Here is an 18,154-nt window from a genome sequence, read left to right on the forward strand (position 1 = left end):
GCACCCCCGTCAGGTTCCTGGTTGCCTCCGGTGCCAGGCGAGGAGAGCACCCCAACCGGCCCCACCCCACCAGCAACCAAACCCCAGCCCGACCAACCAACCCCCCTGCTCTCTGAGCCGGCCCGCCGGAGGCGCACTTGACCTTGACTTTGACGCACACCGAGCCAGGCGCAGCGTAAGGACGCCGACACGAAGCCAGCACAGCGCGAATCGGGCGGCGCCTCATCGTCACCGTCGCGAAGCGGCGAATTTCTTCACGCGAAGCGATGACTACATCGCAGACCCGACCCGCCTAAGCGGAAGCTCTAGCGGGGCATCAGGGCGCGGTCGACTAGGGCGGGGGCGGCGGTGTAGGTGGTGGGGTCGCAGAGGGCGTCTAGTTCGGCGAGGTCCATGACTTCGGCTTCGGCTGGGACGGTGCTGAAGGGGGCGCCGGTGCGGCGGACTTCGGTGGTGGTGGCGGCGATGAGGAGCTTGCGGGCCTCGGCCTTGCCTAGGACGGGCGTGAGCACGGCTGCGAGGCGTTCGGCGACGATTTGGCCGTCGGTGAGGCGCAGGTTCGCGCGCATGCGGTCGGGTTGGACGCGCAGGCCGAGGGTTAGTTCGACGGCGGTGTGGGCGGTGCCGCCGACGAGGCGGAGGCATTCGCGAGCAGCAGCCATTCGGACTGCCAGCCGTCGGCGGAGCGCTCGTCCTCGGCGAGTAGGGACTGGGTGAGGCCGACGGCCAGGGCCGGGACCTGGAGCGCGGCGGACCTTATGAGGGTACTGAGGGCGGGGGTGCGCTTCTGCGGCATCGCGGAGGAGATGCCGCGGGTGTTGGGGCCGGGTTCGGCGACCTCGGCGACTTCGGTGCGGGTTAGTACATGCACGTCGATCGCGAGCTTGCCGAGGGCGCCCGCGGCGAATGACAGTGCGCTGCCTAGGTCGGCGAGGGGGTACGGAGCGTGTGCCACGGGAGCTGGGGGACGGCTAGGGCGGTCTCTCTGGCAAAGGCTTGGGTTAGTCGATTTATGTACTCTGATACGTCGTCGTCGGAGACCTTGGCGGGGCTGGGGAAGTAGCCGTCGATGCGGGCGATCTCTAGGTAGCCGGAGAGGGTGCCCGCTGCGTCGCCCAGGGAGACGGGGAGGCTGGCTGCGACCGTTCGAGCCGCGTGTGGGCGTCCTGGAGGAGTTGGCGCCAGCCGGCGGCTTGAGGCTGAAGGTGGTTGGCACCGCGTGCAGGGCGAGGGTGCGGCCGGGCGTCAAAGTGTCGCGGTGCTGTTCGGCGAGCTCTGCGAGGGCGGCGATTGAGCGTTCGAGGTCTGAGGTGATCAGGCGCAGCGTCCTCGCGGCGATCAGCATCTCGGCGGTGGCGAAGACGTCTTGGCTCGCGGAGGCGCGGTGGACGTATTCGGCCGCGGCGGCGCCGTCCCGCGCTACGACCTCGGTGAAGGCACGGATGAGGCCGACGACGGGGTTGGCGGTCTCGCGGGCCAGTTGTGGGCCTCGATCGTCACCGACAACGGCCGGATCTCCATGTTCACCCGGGTGCTGACCGAGTACGCCGACGGCGAGCGCGTCTCCTCCCGGGTGCTGACCGACGACGCCGAGATCCTCAAGGTCTTCGAGGACACCTACGGCATCACGCTCGAGGACGTGCCGGACCTGCCGGTCACCACCGAAGGAGTATGAGATCTGTCCAGAAGGTCCGCTGGGGAGTGCTGGCGTCCGCGTCGTACGCCGACGTCGCCGTGCTCGCGAACGCGCAGTCGGCCACCGCCGAGTTCACCGCGCTGGCGAACGCCGACGGACGTGACTCGCGCGCGCACACCGACGGCTACGGTCTGCCGAAGAACTTCGACACCTACGAGGAGCCAGCTGGCCTCGGACGACATCGACGCGGTGTTCATCGCGCTGACGCCGAACAAGCACGCCGAGTGGGCGGTCAAGGCGCTCCAGGCCGGCAAGCACGTGCTCGTCGAGAAGCCGCTCGCGCTGACCGCCGCCGACGCGAACCGGGTGTTCGACGCCGCCGAGGCGCTGCTCTACCAGTACCACCCGCGCACCCAGCTGCTGCGCGACCTCGTCACCGAGAGACGCATCGGCAAGCTGAGGTAATCTACGCCGGCTGCACCGCCACCGTCCCGCCCGGCTTCTACCGCCGCGACAAGGCCACCGGCGGCGGCGCGCTGCTCGACCTCGGCGTCTTCCCGCTCAGCGCGGCGCTGCTGTACGGCGGCGCCCCGGAGCGGGTCTACGCCGAGCAGGTGCTCGGCGCGGGCGGCGAGGACGTGAGCTTCACGGCCACGCTGCGGCTGGCCGACGGCGTGCTCGCCCAGTTCGAGGCCTGGCCAGAGGTCGCCCGCGGCGACGACCTGCAGATCGTCGGCACCAAGGGCCGGCTCGTCGTCGAGGACCCGTGGTTCCACCGGCCCGACAGCGTGGAGCTGAGCCTGCAGGGCCCGCCGCCGCACGGCGAGCCGGAGAGCGAGCTCATCCCGGTCGACCCGGAGGACAAGCTCGGCATCCGCGCCCCGTACGCCGTCGCGCGCTACCCTTTCGACGCCTTCTCCACGGCCGTGGCCACCGGCGGCTCGCTGCCCTTCGGCCGAACCGACGCGGTGAACCAGGCGCGCGCGATAGAGGCGCTGTTCGAGTCCGCGGCGCAGGTGCGGCCCGTCTCGCTCTAGCTCTCGCTGTTCGAGTTCGGGGCTGTCGCGGTCTCATGGGAAGATCGTGTCTATGAAGACCGCGACACTCCTGGACGGCAAGGCCGCAGCGGCCGACATCAAGCGCGAGCTCGCGGTGCGGGTCGAGGCGCTCAAGGCCCGCGGCATCGAGCCCGGCCTCGGCACGATCCTGGTCGGCGAGGACCCGGGCAGCCGCTCCTACGTCGCGGGTAAGCATCGCGACTGCCAGCAGGTCGGCATAGCCTCCATCCGTATCGAGCTGCCCGCCGACGCCTCGCAGGCCGACGTCGAGGCGGCCGTGCTGCGGCTGAACGCAGACCCCGGGTGCACCGGTTTCATCGTGCAGCTGCCGCTGCCGCCGCACATCGACATGCACGCGGTGCTCGACCTGATCGACCCCGTCAAGGACGCCGACGGCCTGCACCCGACGAACCTCGGCCGCCTCGTGCTCGTCGCGGACGCACCGCTGCCGTGCACCCCGCGCGGCATCATCGACCTGCTGCGCCGCAACGACGTGCCGATCACCGGCCGCCAGTTCTGCATCATCGGCTGCGGCATCACCGTCGGCCGCCCGCTCAGTCTGATGCTGACCCGCCCCACCGAGCACGCCACTGTGACCCTGTGCCACGAGGCCACCCAGGACGTCGCGGCGCACGCCCGGGTCGCGGACGTGGTCGTCGCGGCCGCGGGTGTGGCGCACCTGGTCAGGCCGGATTGGATCAAGCCCGGCGCGACCGTGCTCTCGGTCGGCCTCACCCGGACGGTCGAGGGTATCCTCGGCGACGTGCACCCGGACGTGGCCGGGGTCGCGGGCGCGATGTCCCCGGCCGTCGGCGGCGTGGGGCCGATGACCCGCGCGATGCTGCTGACGAACATCGTCGAGTCCGCCGAGCGCTCGTAGGCCGAGTCCGGAGTCCGAGTCCGGAGTCCGTTCGGCGTGGCTCAGCGGTCGGAGGACCTGTTCGCGCGGGCGAGGCGGACGACGACCGGCACGAAGACCACCAGGAAGATCATCATCAGCCACGGCAGCGAGTGGCGGGCCCGCTTCAGCAGCATCGGGAAGCCCGCTCCGCTGTGCGCACTCGGGGCGCCCGGTCCGCCGCCGTTCAGCGCGAGGCCGGACTGCGGCTGAGCCGGGTTCGAGTTCGCCGCGTTCGAGTTCGCATTCGCATTCGAGTTCGAGGATGTCGCGCCGGAGTTGCCGCCGTGGCCACCGCTGCTACCGCTGCTACCGGAACCCGCGCCATGGCTGCCTCCGCCTCCGCCTCGGCTTCCGCTCCCGTGGGACGTGCCATCGCCGGAAGCACCGCCGCTCCGCACTCCGTGCGCGGCCACATTGCTCTGACTCAGCCCCAGGTAAGCCCCCTGAGCGCTCGACTCGACGGACGGCGCGGCCGCGAGCCCGCCGTCGCCGCCGAGCACCGTGATTTGGGGTGCGGCGCTGGCCACGACGTTGTCGACGTGCAGTCCGTTCGCGGCGCTTGGCGCGAGGGTGCAGACGAGTTGGCCGCCGGGCGGCAGTTCGGTTCCGGCCGAGACATCAGTGCAACCCGCGCCGTCCAGGGTGCTGTGCAGCGTGAGTCCGCCGAGCGGTACGTCGCCGGTGTTCGTGATCTGATAACTGATCTGCACGGGCGCCCCGACGGCGAGCGTGTCCGGCTTCCCCGGGTCGGTGCTGGCGCCCGCCACCAGTTCGTGCACGGTCAACGCGGCCTGATACCCGACGTAGCCGGTCGACGCGCTCGCCGAGGCCTGCGTGCCGAACCAGGCGAGCGTGCCCGTGGCGTGCACCGTGCGCACGCGGCTGCCGTCGGCGGCCGGGACCGTCGCCGTGCACTGGCGCGTGGCGAGCGGCGGCAGGAGTGCCGTGCCGCCGGCGCAGGAGATCGCGGCTGACGGGACGTCCGGATCGTTCACGTGCAAGTTCAGAATGCCGGCTTCGCTCGAGTTCACCAGCGTGTACCGAACGACGACCGGCGCGGTGGCGGGCACGTGGTAGCGCGTGGCCGTGGTGCCCGGGAGCGTGTCGGTCGCGACGCTCAGGCTCAGCGAGTGCGGTCCCGCGCCGCCGTCTCGCGGCACGGTCGCATGCACAGCAGCAGCGGCCATCATCACGGTCAAGATCTAGCAGGACTCGGTCACGGCGAGCGGTCCGACACTCTCCGCGGAGGGTGTGATCATCCGTCTGGAGCATTGTCAGGACACGATGGTCAGCTGCGCCAGCACGCTGCGCAGCGGCTCGGGGCTGACCGCGAGCAGCCCGTCGTACGGATGGAGCAGGTCCAGCACGAGCCACGCCGACGCGACGACGAGGCCGACCGAGATCGTCAGACCGATCACGCTGTGCGCGCGGATCCGGGGCCTGAGCAGGTAGGGCAGCAGCACCGTGGCCGCCGAGACGATGGCGAACGTCGCGAGCAGCGGCCCCGGCAGGCCCTCGGCGGACTTCGCGAGCCGGTCCGACCGGTTCTGCTGCACATCGGCCACCAGCGAGATCGCCTCGTCGCGCAAGGTCGTCTGCTGGTCGAGGCTGAACGTCGTGGCGAGATGCGAGATCGCGTTCTGCGACGCCTGCCACGCGGGCGCCGTGTCCGAGGCACTGCTCGCCGGCCACTCGTGCGCCAGCACGGCCGTCGTGTAGTCCTGTACCGCAGAGTGCAGCATGGTGTGGTCGGATCCGGGCAGCCGGTGCGCGATCCAGGTCAGCTGGCCGAGATCGGAGGCCTCGGAGCGCACGTCCGAGCTGATGTCCTCCTGCCGCTGCCAGAGCACCACGATGATGAACGCGACGAGTAACAGGTAGACGGCGGAGACCAGCAAGTTCACGTAGTCCGTCGCGGCGGCCTCGTGGTGCGCGTGCTCCTCGGCGCCGGCCGCGCGACGCGCCACGATCACGTGCGCGAGGATCGCCAGCATCGCCACGCCGAGGACGACCCATATCATCGTCATTCCACGGCTCCTTCCACCGCTCGCCCACGGCCACTGTGACTCACGGCCCTGTTCCGCGACGCGGTGTGCTGACCCGGACGAGCGACGTCCGCGGCACAACCACCCGTTCGGCGCACCTCCGAATGCCGCGGAAGCCGCATGCGCGTACGTCAGCGGATCGGCCCGTTTTCGGCTCAGTCCACCAGCGCGGCCGCGGTGGCCCGCACGATGGCCACGCCCGCCTCGCCCAACGCGGCGGCGGTCCGTTCGTCGACCGGGGCGTCGGTGACGACGGTGTTCAGCGCGTCGGGTCCGCAGACCGTGGCGACGCCGGTCCCCGGGAACTTCGCCGAATCGGCGAGCAGGACGACCCGGTCGCTGGCCGCGATCATGGCGCGCTTCACCGGAACCTCGACGACGGTCGTGTCCATCACCCGTCCGTCCGGGCGCACACCGCTCGTGCCGAGGAACAGGTGATCGGCGTGCACCTGTCGCAGGTTGTCCTCGGTCAGGAAGCCGACCAAGGACCGGTACTCGCGACGCAGCATCCCGCCGAGCAGCACGAGTTCGATGCCCGCGTCGTCGGCCAGCTCCTCGTACACGGCCATGTTGCTGGTCACCACCGTCAGATTCCGGCCGTGCAGCCGCCGGGCCAACCGATGCGCGGTGGTGCCGATGTCCAGCAGCACCGTCTCGCCGTCCTTGACCAGGGCGGCCGCGCGCGCGGCCACGGCGTCCTTCTCCTCGACCCGGACCGTGGCCACGTCGGTGAACGGCTCGTCCCTGTCCGAGACGGGCGACGCGCCGCCGTACACCCGCGTCAGCAGGCCCTCCTCGTCGAGGCGGACCAGGTCGCGGCGCACGGTCGCCGCGCTCACGCCGAGCCGCTCCGCGAGTGCGACGATGGTGGACGGTCCGTCCTCGCGCAGCGCGCGGAGAATCAGCTGGTGCCGACGTTCCGGAAGCATGCTGGGAGAATACCCTTTCAATCCTGTGCAGGATCCTACTCAAATATGATCGGCTTTTGCTAGGATTGCCCGACTTCAAATGCCGCGAAGGGAGGGCAGTGTGGAGCGCCCCGTGCCGCTGGAGCCGGCAATAGATCCAACGGAGCCCTTCGACGTCTTCCTCGCCGGCCTGCTGTTCTTCGACATCGTATTCACCGGGCTGGACCAGCCGCCGCGCCCGGGTGTCGAGGTGTGGACCCGCGGCATGGGCTCCGGGCCGGGCGGCATCGCGAACTTCGCGGTCGCACTCAGCCGCCTCGGCCTGCGCACGTCGCTGGCCTCAGCCTTCGGCGACGACGCGTACGGCGCGTACTGCTGGCAGGTGCTCACCGAGCAGGAGGGCGTGGACCTCTCGCACTCCCGGCGCTTCTCCGACTGGCATTCGCCGGTCACCGTCTCGCTCGCCTATGACCATGACCGCGCCATGGTGACGCACGGGCATCAACCGCCGGTGAGCGCCGACGAACTGATCGGCGATCCGCCCGCCAGCCGCGTCACGGTCGCGCACCTCGGCCCGCACCGGCAGGCGTGGCTCGAGCGGGCGCACGCGCAGGGCACGCTGGTCTTCGCCGACGCCGGATGGGACGAGGCGGACCGCTCGGCCGACGAGATCCTCAAGCAGTTGCCGATGTGCCACGCCTTCATGCCCAACGCCGCAGAGGCGATGGCGTACACCCGCACCGACAGCCCGGAAAGAGCGCTTTCTAAGCTCGGCGACCTCGTCCCCGTCGCCGTCATCACCCGCGGCGGGGACGGCGTGATCGCCGCCGACGCGACCACCGGGGAGAGCGCCTCCGTGCCCGGCCTCGTCGCCGACGTGCTCGACGCGACCGGCGCCGGCGACGTCTTCGGTGCCGGATTCGTCGCCGCCACACTCGCCGGATGGCCGCTCGTGGACCGGCTGCGCTTCGCCAACCTCGGCGCGGCGCTGGCGGTCCAGCAGTTCGGCGGTGCGCTCGCCGCCCCCGGCTGGTCCGGAGTGGCCCGCTGGTGGCGCGCGCTGCGCGAGGGGAGTGACGGGAGCGAGCGAAGCCACGGAAGCGACAGCGATGCGGCCGCCCTCCGCGCCGCCTACTCGTTCCTCGACGACGTGATCCCGGAAGACATCACCGCCGAGGTCCGTCACGCCTCCGCAACGCTCGGCGTGATGCAGGGCTTGGCGTGACGCAGATCTGAGCCGCAGTCAGGTCCGGCGCAAGCCCCACGACCATGGATAACAGGCCCACCGAAGTTCGACGAGACGGTGGTGCGAAAGGGGTCTCAGTGCGGGCGGCGAGGTTGTGGTGGTTGTGTTATCGCAGGTAGGCCAGGTCGGGAATGCGCTGCTGGTAGCCCTCGAACAGGCGGCGGGCGACGTTCACGGAGTCGACGAGCGGGTGCGTGGCCAGTGCGCGCACGGCCAGCGTCCGCGAACCGCCGGCGGCTGCGGCGATCACGTCGCGTTCCACCGCCTTGACCGCGCAGACCAGTCCAGCGGCGTGGCCGGTGAGTGGATCGGTGGCGAGCGGGCGCGGGCCGTTCGCGTCCACGTGGCAGGGTACTTCGACGATGGCGTCCGCGTCGAGTACGCCGAGCACGCCTCGGTTGCGCACGTTAAGGATCAGGGTCGTGCGCTCGTCCCTCGCGATCGCGCGCATCAGGCTCAGCGCGACCTGCTCGTAGCCGCCGGACTGAAGGTCGCAGGAATCGCGCTCGCCGGCGTCGACCGCCTCGCGGTTCTCCGCCATGTACGTCTCCTCCCGCTCCAGCCGGGTCCGGTCCCACGCGGCGAACGCGGAACCGTCCAGGTCGGCGGCGAGCCGGTCGTAGAAGCCGCGCTGCTGGTCGAGCAGGAAGGCGCCGCGGGTCTTGGCGGCGGTGCGCGCGGCGCCGACCGTTTCGCGGTTGAAGTAGTAGTAATGCAGGTATTCGTTCGGGATCGCGCCGAGCGAGCGCAGCCAGTCGGTGCCGAAGAGACGCCCCTCCTCGAAGGAGGCCAGTGCTCTCTCGTCCTCGAACAGCCGGGGAAGCTGGTCGCGGCCGCCCACGTGCAGGCCGCGCAGCCAGCCGAGGTGGTTCAGGCCCGCGTAGTCGAGCCGTGCCTCGGACGGGTCGACGCCGAGGGCTCCGGCCACCCGGCGACCGAGACCGACAGGGGAGTCGCAGATGCCGATGACGCGGTCGCCGAGGTGGGCGGCCATCGCCTCGGTGACCATCCCGGCGGGGTTGGTGAAGTTGATGACCCAGGCCTCCGGGGCCAGTTCGGCGACGCGGCGCGCGACCCGGGTCATCACCGGGATCGTGCGCAGGCCGTAGGAGATGCCGCCGGCGCCGACGGTCTCCTGGCCGAGCACGCCCTCGTCGAGGGCGACCCGCTCGTCGGTCGCCCGGCCCTCGAGGCCGCGCACGCGCACGGCGCTGAAGACGAAGTCGGCCTTCGTGAGAGCGGTCTCCAGGTCCGTCGTGACGGTCACCTCTGGCGCGTCCGGTACGTCGGCCGCCTGCTCCTTGAGTACCCGAGCGATCGCGGCCAGCCGGCCTGCGTCGAGGTCGTGCAGCGTGACGTGCGTGACCCGGCCCTCGGCGTGGTCGTCGAGGAGTGCGCGGTAGACGAGCGGAACGCGGAATCCGCCTCCGCCGAGGATCGTGAGTCTCATGTCGCCACTCTTCAAACCTAGTCACAGTCGCGCGAACATATGAAGGAATCTTGTCAGAGTCGAACATCTTGCCGCAATCTCATGCGCTGCGCGGCTGAGGGCTGTTGCGCGGCTGACGGCTAGAGCGAGCGAGAATGGGGATGAGGCACTGCGGACTAGATCAAGGAACCCGCGGAACTCGTCGGGAGCTCGCCGGAACTCTGGAGGACGAAGAGCATGGCTGCACGTGTCGCCGTCACGGGATCGAGCGGGAAGCTCGGCCGCGCGGTCGTCGGGGAACTGCTCGACCACGGTTGGGAGGTCATCGCGCTCGACCGGACGCCGCCGAGCGAGCAGGTCTGCCCGTTCACCCGGGTCGATCTGACGGACTACGGCCAGACGATCGAGGCCTTCACCGCGATCGACGACCGGCATCACGGCGTCGACGCGGTCGTGCACCTGGCCGCGATCCCGGCGCCCGGGCTGCTGACGAACTCGGCGACCTTCGCGAACAACATCACCTCCTCGTTCAACGTCTTCGCCGCGGCCCGGGCCGCCGGGATCCGCAACCTCGTGTGGGCGTCGAGCGAGACGGTGCTCGGGCTGCCGTTCGACACGCCGCCGCCGTATCTCCCCGTGGACGAGGAGTACCCGGCCCGGCCGGAGAGCGCTTACTCGCTGGTCAAGCACCTCGAGGAGACGCTGGCCGCGCAGTACGCGCGCTGGGAGCCGGAGATGAAGCTGGTCGGGCTGCGGTTCTCCAACGTGATGAACGTCGAGGACTACGCCGCGTTCCCGGGCTTCGAGGCCGATCCGACGCTGCGGAAGTGGAATCTGTGGTCGTACATCGACGCCCGGGACGCGGCCCAGGCCGTGCGCCTCGGCCTCGAGTACGAGACGCCGGGCGTCGAGGTGTTCATCATCGCCAGCCCGGACACGGTCATGAGCACGCCGACGAGCGCGTTGGCGGCGCGGGTCTTCCCCGACGTCGAGTTCAAGCGGCCGGTCGGCGAGCACGAGACGCTGCTGTCGATCGAGAAGGCGCGCCGCCTGCTGGGGTACAAGCCGCAGCACACCTGGCGGAACCACGCGCAGGCCTGAGGGTTCGCCGGCCGCTGGCTGCTAGCGGTTCAGCGTGCTCGGCACTTGCGGGCGAGGACGTACCAGGCGGCGGCCAGGAAGAGCAGGGCGAAGCCGCCGAGCCATGCCCAGCCCTCCGTCGCGGAGCCGGTGAAGGTGTTGCCGTACGAGGCGAGCAGCGGCGGGCCGAGCGGGGAGGTGCCGTGCGCCCACAGGGCGTCGAGGCCGATCCCGCGGCCCAGCGCCTCGTAGGCCCAGCGGTTCGTCATCGCCCAGCTGATCGCGGACCCGACGACGCCCATCTGCGGCACGGGCACGAACGCGCCGGAGAACAGCACCTGCGGGAAGCACAGCAGCGGGAGCATCAACGTGGCCTGACTCGGCTCGGAGACGGCCGCGGAGGCGAGCAGGCCCAGGGTGAGCGCGGCGGCCGAGGCGAGCACCGTCGTCAGGAATAAGGATCCGTAGACGCTCGCGGACGCCGCCGGGAGACGGTCCGTGGCCCGCAGCACCGCCAGCAGCAGGGCGTCGGCGGCGGCCAGTACCGGCAGCAGGAGGGCGATCTTCGAGGCCAGATACGGTCCGAGGCGCAGCACGGTACGCCGTTCCCGGCGCACGATCGCCAGCTCGGCGCAGATCTGCAGCAGCCCGTAGGTCAGCCCGAAGAAGAACCCGCCGAACGCGATCCAGAACATGATCATCGCCGAGCTGCCCGGATTGTCGTTCGCGGGGTCGAAGGCGTGCGGGCGGAAGAGCATCGCGAACATCGCGGCGATCATGACCGGCGAGCCGACGACGACCGCGGCGGACAGCCGGTTGCGGGTCAGGATCGCCGCGGAGCGCTGGGTCAGCAGCCACCATTGCCGGAGCGCGCCGGGCGCTTCGGATCCGGGCCGCGCGGCGGGCGCGGCCTCGGCGGCGCTCGCGGGCGGCAGGGAGGGCGCGGACGGCACGTCGGCGGGGTCGATGCCGTAGACCTCTTCGATACTCGCGACCTCGAACGCCGCCGCAAGTCTCCCTGGCTCGCCGCGGTAGAGCAGCTTGCCGGCGGCGAGGAACGCGACCGCGTCGGCGTGCGCGAGGTCGGCCGGATTGTGCGTGGTCAGCACGACGGTCGTGCCGCCGCGGGCCAGCTCACACAGCAGCGCCATCAGCCGAGCGCCCGCCGCGGGATCGAGCCCTGATGTCGGCTCGTCGAGGAACAGCGCGCGTGGCTGGGTCAGCAATTCGACGGCGATGCTCGCGCGCTTACGTTCGCCGCCGGACAACGAACCGACCCGCCGGTCGGCCAGCGCCTCGAGTCCGAGCGCGGCCAGCACCCGGGCGACGGCCGCCGTCACCTGCTCCCGCGTGGAATTCCGCGGAAGTCTCAGCCGCGCCGCGTATATCAGGGTCCTGGAGAGGGCAAGATCAAGGTGGACGATGTCGTCCTGCGGCACGAAGCCGATGCTGCCGGCCGGGTGCCCGGCCGCCAGTTCGCCGAGCAGGGTGGTCTTTCCGGCCCCGCTCGGTCCGGCGATCGCGAGCACCGCGCCCGGCGGCACGTCGACGTCCACGCCGTGCAGCAAGGTCCGACCGTCGGACCGTCGCGCGACCAGTCCGCGCGCCTCGATTCGCAGGCCCAGTGCGCCCATACCGGCGCCACCCACCTTTCGTACTCTGACAAACCAGCTCACACTATAGGCAAGAGGCGATTCCGCGTGAAGATCGGCGGGAGCTCCCGTATGGGCAGTGGCACGGAGAAATCAACAGGCTACGGACTACGTTCGACCCCCGAGCGCTTCGCCCGGCTGCGCGCCGACGAGTACGCGTATCTCGACGATCAGGGGCACATCTACCTCGACTACACCGGCGCCGGCCTGCCCGCCCGCTCCCAGCTCGTCGCGCACCAGGACCGGATCACCGCGGGCTGCTACGGGAATCCGCACTCTGAGAACCCGACCTCGTCGGCGTCCACGGAGCTGGTCGAGAGCACCCGGGCCCGGGTGCTCGAGCACCTCGGCGCCGATCCGGCCGAGTACGCGGTCATCTTCACCCCGAACGCCACCGGCGCCTGCCGTCTGGTCGGCGAGGCCTTCCCGTTCCGCCGCGGCGGCCGCCTCGTGCTGCCGCTGGACAACCACAACTCGGTCAACGGGCTGCGCGAGTTCGCCAGGGCCCGCGGCGCCGACGTCGTGTACGTGCCCTTCGACACCCCGGACCTGCGGATCGGCGCCGACGCGCTGGCCTCGGCGCTGGCCGGGAAGCGGGCGGGCCGCGCCGGGCTGCTCGCGTATCCGGCGCAGAGCAATTTCACCGGCGTCCGGCACTCGCTCGACTGGATCGACCTGGCGCACGAGCGGGGTTACGCGGTGCTGCTCGACGCCGCAGCGTTCCTGCCGACCGAGACGCTCGACCTGCGGCGGGTGAAGGCCGACTTCGTCACCGCCAGCTGGTACAAGGTCTTCGGCTACCCGACCGGCGTCGGCTGCCTGATAGCACGCCGGGAAGCGCTCTCCCGGCTGCGCCGGCCGTGGTTCTCCGGTGGCACGATCCACGTGGTCAGCGCGCAGGGCGGCTGGCACCAGATGGCCGAGGACGAATCAGCCTTCGAGGACGGCACGCTCAACTTCCTGTCCATCCCGGACGTCGCCACCGGCCTCGACCACATCGCCTCCGTCGGCCTGTCCGCCGTCGCCGCGCACGTCGCGGGCCTGACCGGTCGCCTGCTCGACGGGCTGCGCGGGCTGAGGCACGCGAACGGCGCGCCACTGGTCCGGGTCTACGGGCCCGAAGACACCGACCGCCGCGGCGGAACCGTCGCGCTCAACGTCCTCGACCCCGCCGGCCGCGTCGTCGACGAACGCGCCGTCGGCCGCGACTCCGCCGCCCGCGGCATATCGCTGCGCACCGGCTGCTTCTGCAACCCCGGCGCCGGCGAGGAGGCCTTCAAGATCTCCCGCCGCCTGCTCCGCGGCTCTACCGGCAAGATGGGCGGAGCAACCCTCGACGACTACCTCGCCGCCCTCGGCATGCCCTCCGGCGGCGCGGTACGCGTCTCCCTCGGCATCGCCTCCTCACCCGAGGACCTCGACGGCTTCCTCGCCTTCATCGAGGGCGAGTACCGCAACCGCCCCGCCGAAGCCTCCGCGACTTCTCTCGCGCCGAGGCTGCGCTGCTAGGGGCGAGCACCAGGGGGGACCGCCACGTGTATACGTCAGATGACGGATGCGACGTACATGAAACGGTCCTTAACATCCTCCTCATGCAGGTACGTCACAGGTGCCGGACATAAGGAGCCCCCATGAGTACAGATGTTTCCCGCCGTCGGGTACTGACGGCGGGTGCGGCGCTGGCTGGGTCGGCGGCGCTCGTCGCCAGTCCGTTGGAAACGGCCGCCGCGTCCGCGGACTCGAGCGGCGGTGGGAAGACGAAGCCGACGATCGTGCTGGTGCACGGTGGCTACGCGGATTCGTCGTGCTGGAACGGAACCATCGCTGAGCTGCAGTGCAAGGGCTACACCACGATCTGCGGGTCGAACCCGCTGCGGGGTATCCCCACCGACGCCCCCTACATCGGGAGCCTGCTGGACTCCATCGACGGGCCGGTCGTACTGGTCGCACACTCCATGGGCGGAACCGTCATCACCAACGCCGCTGCCGGAAAGGCCAACGTCAAGGCCCTGGTCTACATCGCCGCGTTCGTGCCCGATGTCGGCGAGACGCAGGGGGAGCTGATCACCAAGTTCCCGGGCAGCGAAGTCGCGGCCGTGAGCGTGCCGGTCCCCTACACCAAGCCCGACGGCACTACCGGAACCGACCTCTACCTGAGCCAGGACGGCCACGCGGCCTTCGCCGCCGACGTGCCCACGGCGACGTTCCGACTCATGCAGGCCACTCAGCGGCCGTTCGACGCGGACTCCTTCGTCTACCCGACCACGGCCGCCGCCTGGAAGACGATCCCGGCCTGGGGGCTGGTCGCCGGCCGGGACAAGGCGATCCCGCCGGCGTGCGAACGATGGATGTACCAGCGTGCGAACGCCCGCGAGATCGTCGAAGTGCCGACTTCGTCCCACGTCGCGATGATCAGCCACCCGATGATCGTCGCCGAACTCATCGAAGCGGCTGCCGAGGCGACCAGCTGACGCGGGTACGCCGCCGAACCGTACGATGCGTGTATGAATTCTGCGAAGGCGCGGGCGACGTTGTTCGGGGCGGCGGCGGGGGAGTACGACCGATACCGGGTAGGAGTGCCGGACGACGTGGTCGACCGGCTGCTGCCCACTGGCGCCGAGGCGGTGTTGGACCTCGGCGCCGGCACGGGGGCGATGACGCGGCGGCTGGTCGGCCGCGTGGAGCGGGTGTACGCGGTTGACCCGGACCCCCGGATGCTCTCCGTGCTCGCGGAGAGCTGCCCGGGAGTCGAGGCGCGGGAGGGGACGGCGGAGCGCGTGCCGCTGTCGGACGCGTCGGTGGACGCGGTGATCGTCGCCTCGGCGTGGCACTGGATGGACCCGGACGCGGCGATTCCGGAGCTCGCCAGGGTCCTGCGACCCGGGGGGAAGCTGATCATCGTGTGGAACCGGCGGGACCGTTCCGTGCCCTGGGTCGCCGACCTCGAGGGCGCGCGTATGCGGGTGACCGGCGGGGACGACTACGTCGAACAGCGCATCCGGCATTACCTCGACGACCCGTGGCTGCCGGAGAGCGCACTCTTCGACCGTGTCGAGATCGAGGACCTCGGCTGGAACGCGTCGATGACCAGGGAGGACGTGGCGCGGATGCTGACCACGTACGGCGCCTACATCTCGGCGCCCGAGGACCGCAAGCTCGAGATGCTCAAGCAATTGATCGAGCACGTGAACGGCGACGAGCGCATCACCCCGTCGGAGGACGGAGATGATGCGCTCGTGGACGTGCCTATGGTCTGTCACATGTGGCGCGCGGCAAGGAACTAACTGAGACCGCCTCAGTTGCTCGCGGACGCGGCTGCCTGGACGAGCGAGTCGGTGTAGGTCTGGGACAGGTCCACGTTGTGGCCTTCGACGTTCGGGTCGAAGGAGGAGAGCACCCGGTCCACGCTCTGCGGGCCGTCCGCGGGCATCAGGCCGGTCGGGCTGAACATGCCGATCTCGTTCGCCAGTGACTGCTCGTACGCGGTCTTGCCCGCCGAGCCGTAGTTCGCGGCCGGGACCACGGCGGCGATCTGCGCAGCCGAGTGCGTCTGGATGTAGTTCAGCGCCTCGACCAGCGCGTTCACCATCTTCTGCACGGCCGGCTTGTTGCTCTGCACGTATGAGGTCTCGAACGAGAGCGCGGTGCCGGGGTACGGGCCGCCGAGCGCGGCCTCGGTGCCGCTGACCGAGCGCATGTCCACGATGATCTTCGCGGCCTTCTTCGCGAGCAGCGTGGAGACCGTCGGCTCGGTGCTCACGCCGACGTCCACCTCGTCGTTCTGCATCGCGGCGACGAACGTGGAGCCGGCGCCGATGTTCACCGGGTGCAGCTGGTTGACGGGCACGCCGTTGTGCACGGCCAGGTAGTCGGCGACGAACTGGGTCGAGCTGCCGAGGCCGGTGATGCCGAGCTTCTTGCCGGACTCCTGGGCGGGCGAGGTGATCGAGGCGGCCTCGTCGGTGCGCACCAGCTCGACCATGCCAGGGGCCTGGTTCAGCTGGATCACCGACTCGGTCGAGACGCCCTTGGCCCGCAGGTCGATGTTGTGGTCGTAGAAACCGATCACGCCGTCGACCTGGTGGGCGAGCATGTCCTGCCAGTTCTGGTTGCCGTTCACGGTGCTGACGACCTTCACCGTGACGCCCTGCTTCTTGAAGTACCCGAGCTGCTGGGCGAGGACCAGCGACAGGTACGTCTGGTTGGTCGCGTTAGATACGGCGACGGTGATCGTCACCGGATCGGAGGTGGAGGCGGCGTTCGACTGAGGGCTCGAACTGCTGGAGCAGCCGGCGGCGGTCAGGGCGGTCGCGGCGAGTACGGATATCGTCAGGTTTCTTACACTTCTGCGGTGCATCGGTGGGCTCCGATTTTCTCGACAGGTGGTGGGTTCGTCAGGTGGCGGGTGCGGGAGACGGCCGGCCGCGCGGCTTCCACCGCAGCAGCCGCCGCTCCAAGAGCGTGATCAGGCCCTCCGCGACCGCGGCGAGCAGCGTGGTGACGACGAGCCCCGCGTACACGCCGTCCGGGTCGAAGTTGCCCTGGGACTGCTGGATGAGCAGGCCCAGCCCCTGGGTGGCGCCGAGGATCTCCCCGACCACGGCGCCGGTGATGGCCAGCCCGAAGGCGACGCGCAGGCTGGCGATGATCCAGCTGAACGCGGAGGGCAGCACGACGTTCAGCAGCACCGAGGCGCGGCCCGCGCCGAGGATCTTCGCGTTGGCGATCAGCCCGGCGTCGACGTCGCGCGCGCCCTGGAAGGCGTTGAAGAACACGGTGAAGAACACCAGTACGACGGCGAGCGCGATCTTCGAGCCCATGCCGAGGCCGAACCAGATGATGAACACCGAGCCGAGCACGATGCGCGGCACCGAGTTCAGGGTGCCGATATAGACGTTGAAGATGCGGGCGAGCAGCGGGATCCGGCCGAGCACCATGCCCAGCAGCACGCCGAGCACCACGCCGATGCCGAAGCCGATCAGCGTCTCCTGCAGGGTCACCCAGGCCTGCTGCCAGAGCGGGCCCTGCACCGTGCCGCGGCGGATCCACTCGTAGAGCTCGCGGAACGTGCCGGTGGGCGAGCCGAAGAAGAACTCGCTGATGCTCTTGGTGTCCACCGCGAGCTGCCAGGCGCCGAGCAGCGCGACGAGGATCGCGATCTGGATGACCGGGACCATGGAACGGCGAAGCAGAGTACGCATGTCAGATCAGATCACTGTCGTGGCTCGGTCGTAGGCGATCTGCACCTCGCCGCTGAGGCTGGACCAGATCTCCTCGTGCAGTTCGACGAAGCGCGGGTGGAAGCGGATCTCGCGCGGCGAGCGCGGCCTGGGCAGGTCCACGACGAACTCCTCCTTGACCGTGGCCGGGCGCGCGGTCAGCACGACGACGCGGTCGGCCAGCGCGATGGCCTCCTCCAGGTCGTGCGTGACGAAGAGCACCGAGGCGCCCAGCGCCTCCCACAGGCCGAGGAGCTCGCCGGCCATGATCTGCCTGGTCTGCGCGTCGAGGCCGGAGAACGGCTCGTCCATCAGCAGGATCCGCGGGTGGTTGACGAACGTCTGGGCGAGGGCGACGCGTTTGCGCATGCCGCCGGAGAGCTGGTGCGGGTAGTGCTGTTCGAAGCCGCTCAGCCCGACCCGGCGGATCCAGTCCAGGGCCCGGTCGCCCGCCTCGTGCCGGCCGGCGCCGCGGAACCGGGGCCCGGCCGCCACGTTGCCCAGCACGGTCTTCCACGGGAAGACGGCGTCGTTCTGGAACACGAAGCCGGTGCGCGGGTCGGTGCCGGTGAGCTCGGCGCCGTCGGCCAGGATGATTCCGCCGCTCGGCCGCTCAAGACCCGCGATCATGGACAGCACGGTCGACTTGCCGCAGCCGGTGGGCCCGATCAGCGCGCAGAACTCGCCGGGTCGCAACTCGAGATCGAAGCCCTCGACGACGGTCCGCGCGCCCTGTTTGGGGTCGGCGAACCGCTTCGTCAGGGACCGGAGTTCGAGCAGCGGCGGCGCGTTTCCCGAGGCGGGCGCGTCCCGGGCCGCGATGGAGGAGCGCATCGCGCCATCCGCCTCCCATCGTGAACGAAATTCCCGACCCCGTACGTACGAGTGATGAGAATGCCATCCCCTCGTCGGAGGCAACAAGAGTGTTCGACGGGACGCTACTAACTTAGGGCTCTTTGTTGGTGACCATTCATTCCCGG

General features: G+C 70.2%; 17 protein-coding genes and 1 pseudogene. 9 read left to right on the plus strand and 9 right to left on the minus strand.

Features of this window, described 5'->3' with window-relative positions; genetic code table 11:
• Positions 1-305: 305 nt before the first annotated feature.
• A pseudogene (locus VG296_RS32790) lies at positions 306-1,477 on the minus strand (lyase family protein); the annotation flags it as partial.
• On the opposite strand from VG296_RS32790, the gene VG296_RS11585 reads away from it, so the two are divergent.
• From VG296_RS11585 to VG296_RS11600, 4 genes are all read left to right on the plus strand, one after another.
• Complete coding sequence (locus VG296_RS11585; RefSeq protein ID WP_325565661.1) at positions 1,385-1,675, plus strand: hypothetical protein; 291 nt, start codon at positions 1,385-1,387, stop codon at positions 1,673-1,675. The pseudogene VG296_RS32790 and the gene VG296_RS11585 sit on opposite strands and share 93 nt — an antisense overlap.
• A gap of 120 nt (positions 1,676-1,795) precedes the next feature.
• A complete protein-coding gene (locus VG296_RS11590; protein ID WP_325565662.1) occupies positions 1,796-2,101 on the plus strand; it encodes a Gfo/Idh/MocA family protein in 306 nt (101 codons plus the stop codon).
• Complete coding sequence (locus tag VG296_RS11595) at positions 2,101-2,673, plus strand: Gfo/Idh/MocA family protein (RefSeq protein WP_325565778.1); 573 nt, start codon at positions 2,101-2,103, stop codon at positions 2,671-2,673. Before VG296_RS11590 ends, VG296_RS11595 begins: the two co-directional genes overlap by 1 nt.
• Positions 2,674-2,725: 52 nt before the next feature.
• Complete coding sequence (locus VG296_RS11600; protein ID WP_325565663.1) at positions 2,726-3,574, plus strand: bifunctional methylenetetrahydrofolate dehydrogenase/methenyltetrahydrofolate cyclohydrolase; 849 nt, start codon at positions 2,726-2,728, stop codon at positions 3,572-3,574.
• Between the two features lie 41 nt (positions 3,575-3,615).
• On the opposite strand, the gene VG296_RS11605 is transcribed toward VG296_RS11600, so the two are convergent.
• From VG296_RS11605 to VG296_RS11615, 3 genes are all read right to left on the minus strand, one after another.
• Complete coding sequence (locus VG296_RS11605) at positions 3,616-4,767, minus strand: hypothetical protein (RefSeq protein WP_325565664.1); 1,152 nt, start codon at positions 4,765-4,767, stop codon at positions 3,616-3,618.
• A gap of 102 nt (positions 4,768-4,869) precedes the next feature.
• Entirely contained in the window at positions 4,870-5,622 is a 753-nt protein-coding gene (locus tag VG296_RS11610) for a DUF4239 domain-containing protein (RefSeq protein ID WP_325565665.1), read from the minus strand.
• Between the two features lie 173 nt (positions 5,623-5,795).
• Complete coding sequence (locus VG296_RS11615) at positions 5,796-6,569, minus strand: DeoR/GlpR family DNA-binding transcription regulator (RefSeq protein WP_325565666.1); 774 nt, start codon at positions 6,567-6,569, stop codon at positions 5,796-5,798.
• Positions 6,570-6,648: 79 nt separating this feature from the next.
• On the opposite strand from VG296_RS11615, the gene VG296_RS11620 reads away from it, so the two are divergent.
• Entirely contained in the window at positions 6,649-7,773 is a 1,125-nt protein-coding gene (locus VG296_RS11620; RefSeq protein ID WP_414641087.1) for a carbohydrate kinase family protein, read from the plus strand.
• A 127-nt stretch (positions 7,774-7,900) separates the two neighbouring features.
• Here VG296_RS11620 and VG296_RS11625 read toward each other — a convergent pair whose 3' ends face one another.
• Positions 7,901-9,244 (minus strand): 6-phospho-beta-glucosidase, encoded by a 1,344-nt coding sequence (locus VG296_RS11625; protein WP_325565668.1) that lies wholly within the window; start codon positions 9,242-9,244, stop codon positions 7,901-7,903.
• A 216-nt stretch (positions 9,245-9,460) separates the two neighbouring features.
• Here VG296_RS11625 and VG296_RS11630 point away from each other — a divergent pair, with 216 nt between their 5' ends.
• A complete protein-coding gene (locus VG296_RS11630; protein WP_325565669.1) occupies positions 9,461-10,324 on the plus strand; it encodes an NAD(P)-dependent oxidoreductase in 864 nt (287 codons plus the stop codon).
• A 29-nt stretch (positions 10,325-10,353) separates the two neighbouring features.
• Here VG296_RS11630 and VG296_RS11635 read toward each other — a convergent pair whose 3' ends face one another.
• Positions 10,354-11,937: an ATP-binding cassette domain-containing protein gene (locus tag VG296_RS11635; RefSeq protein WP_325565670.1), complete on the minus strand. Its 1,584-nt coding sequence runs from the start codon at positions 11,935-11,937 to the stop codon at positions 10,354-10,356.
• Between the two features lie 90 nt (positions 11,938-12,027).
• On the opposite strand from VG296_RS11635, the gene VG296_RS11640 reads away from it, so the two are divergent.
• The 3 genes from VG296_RS11640 (at position 12,028) to VG296_RS11650 (ending at position 15,239) form a co-directional block, all read left to right on the plus strand.
• Positions 12,028-13,464, plus strand: a complete 1,437-nt coding sequence (locus VG296_RS11640; RefSeq protein WP_325565671.1) for an aminotransferase class V-fold PLP-dependent enzyme — start codon at positions 12,028-12,030, stop codon at positions 13,462-13,464.
• A gap of 122 nt (positions 13,465-13,586) precedes the next feature.
• Positions 13,587-14,426, plus strand: coding sequence for an alpha/beta hydrolase (locus tag VG296_RS11645; RefSeq protein ID WP_325565672.1), 840 nt, complete (start codon positions 13,587-13,589; stop codon positions 14,424-14,426).
• A gap of 33 nt (positions 14,427-14,459) precedes the next feature.
• Positions 14,460-15,239: a class I SAM-dependent methyltransferase gene (locus VG296_RS11650; RefSeq protein ID WP_325565673.1), complete on the plus strand. Its 780-nt coding sequence runs from the start codon at positions 14,460-14,462 to the stop codon at positions 15,237-15,239.
• Between the two features lie 11 nt (positions 15,240-15,250).
• On the opposite strand, the gene VG296_RS11655 is transcribed toward VG296_RS11650, so the two are convergent.
• From VG296_RS11655 to VG296_RS11665, 3 genes are read right to left on the minus strand one after another with little or no spacing between them, the layout of a single operon-like run.
• Positions 15,251-16,312 carry an ABC transporter substrate-binding protein gene (locus tag VG296_RS11655; RefSeq protein ID WP_325565674.1) on the minus strand — a complete coding sequence of 354 codons (1,062 nt, stop codon included), beginning with the start codon at positions 16,310-16,312 and terminating at the stop codon, positions 15,251-15,253.
• Between the two features lie 37 nt (positions 16,313-16,349).
• Positions 16,350-17,156 (minus strand): ABC transporter permease, encoded by an 807-nt coding sequence (locus VG296_RS11660; RefSeq protein ID WP_325565675.1) that lies wholly within the window; start codon positions 17,154-17,156, stop codon positions 16,350-16,352.
• A 6-nt stretch (positions 17,157-17,162) separates the two neighbouring features.
• Positions 17,163-18,008, minus strand: coding sequence for an ABC transporter ATP-binding protein (locus tag VG296_RS11665; protein ID WP_325565676.1), 846 nt, complete (start codon positions 18,006-18,008; stop codon positions 17,163-17,165).
• Positions 18,009-18,154: the final 146 nt, after the last annotated feature.

The organism is Actinospica sp., from assembly GCF_035552695.1.
Taxonomy (GTDB): domain Bacteria; phylum Actinomycetota; class Actinomycetes; order Streptomycetales; family Catenulisporaceae; genus Actinospica.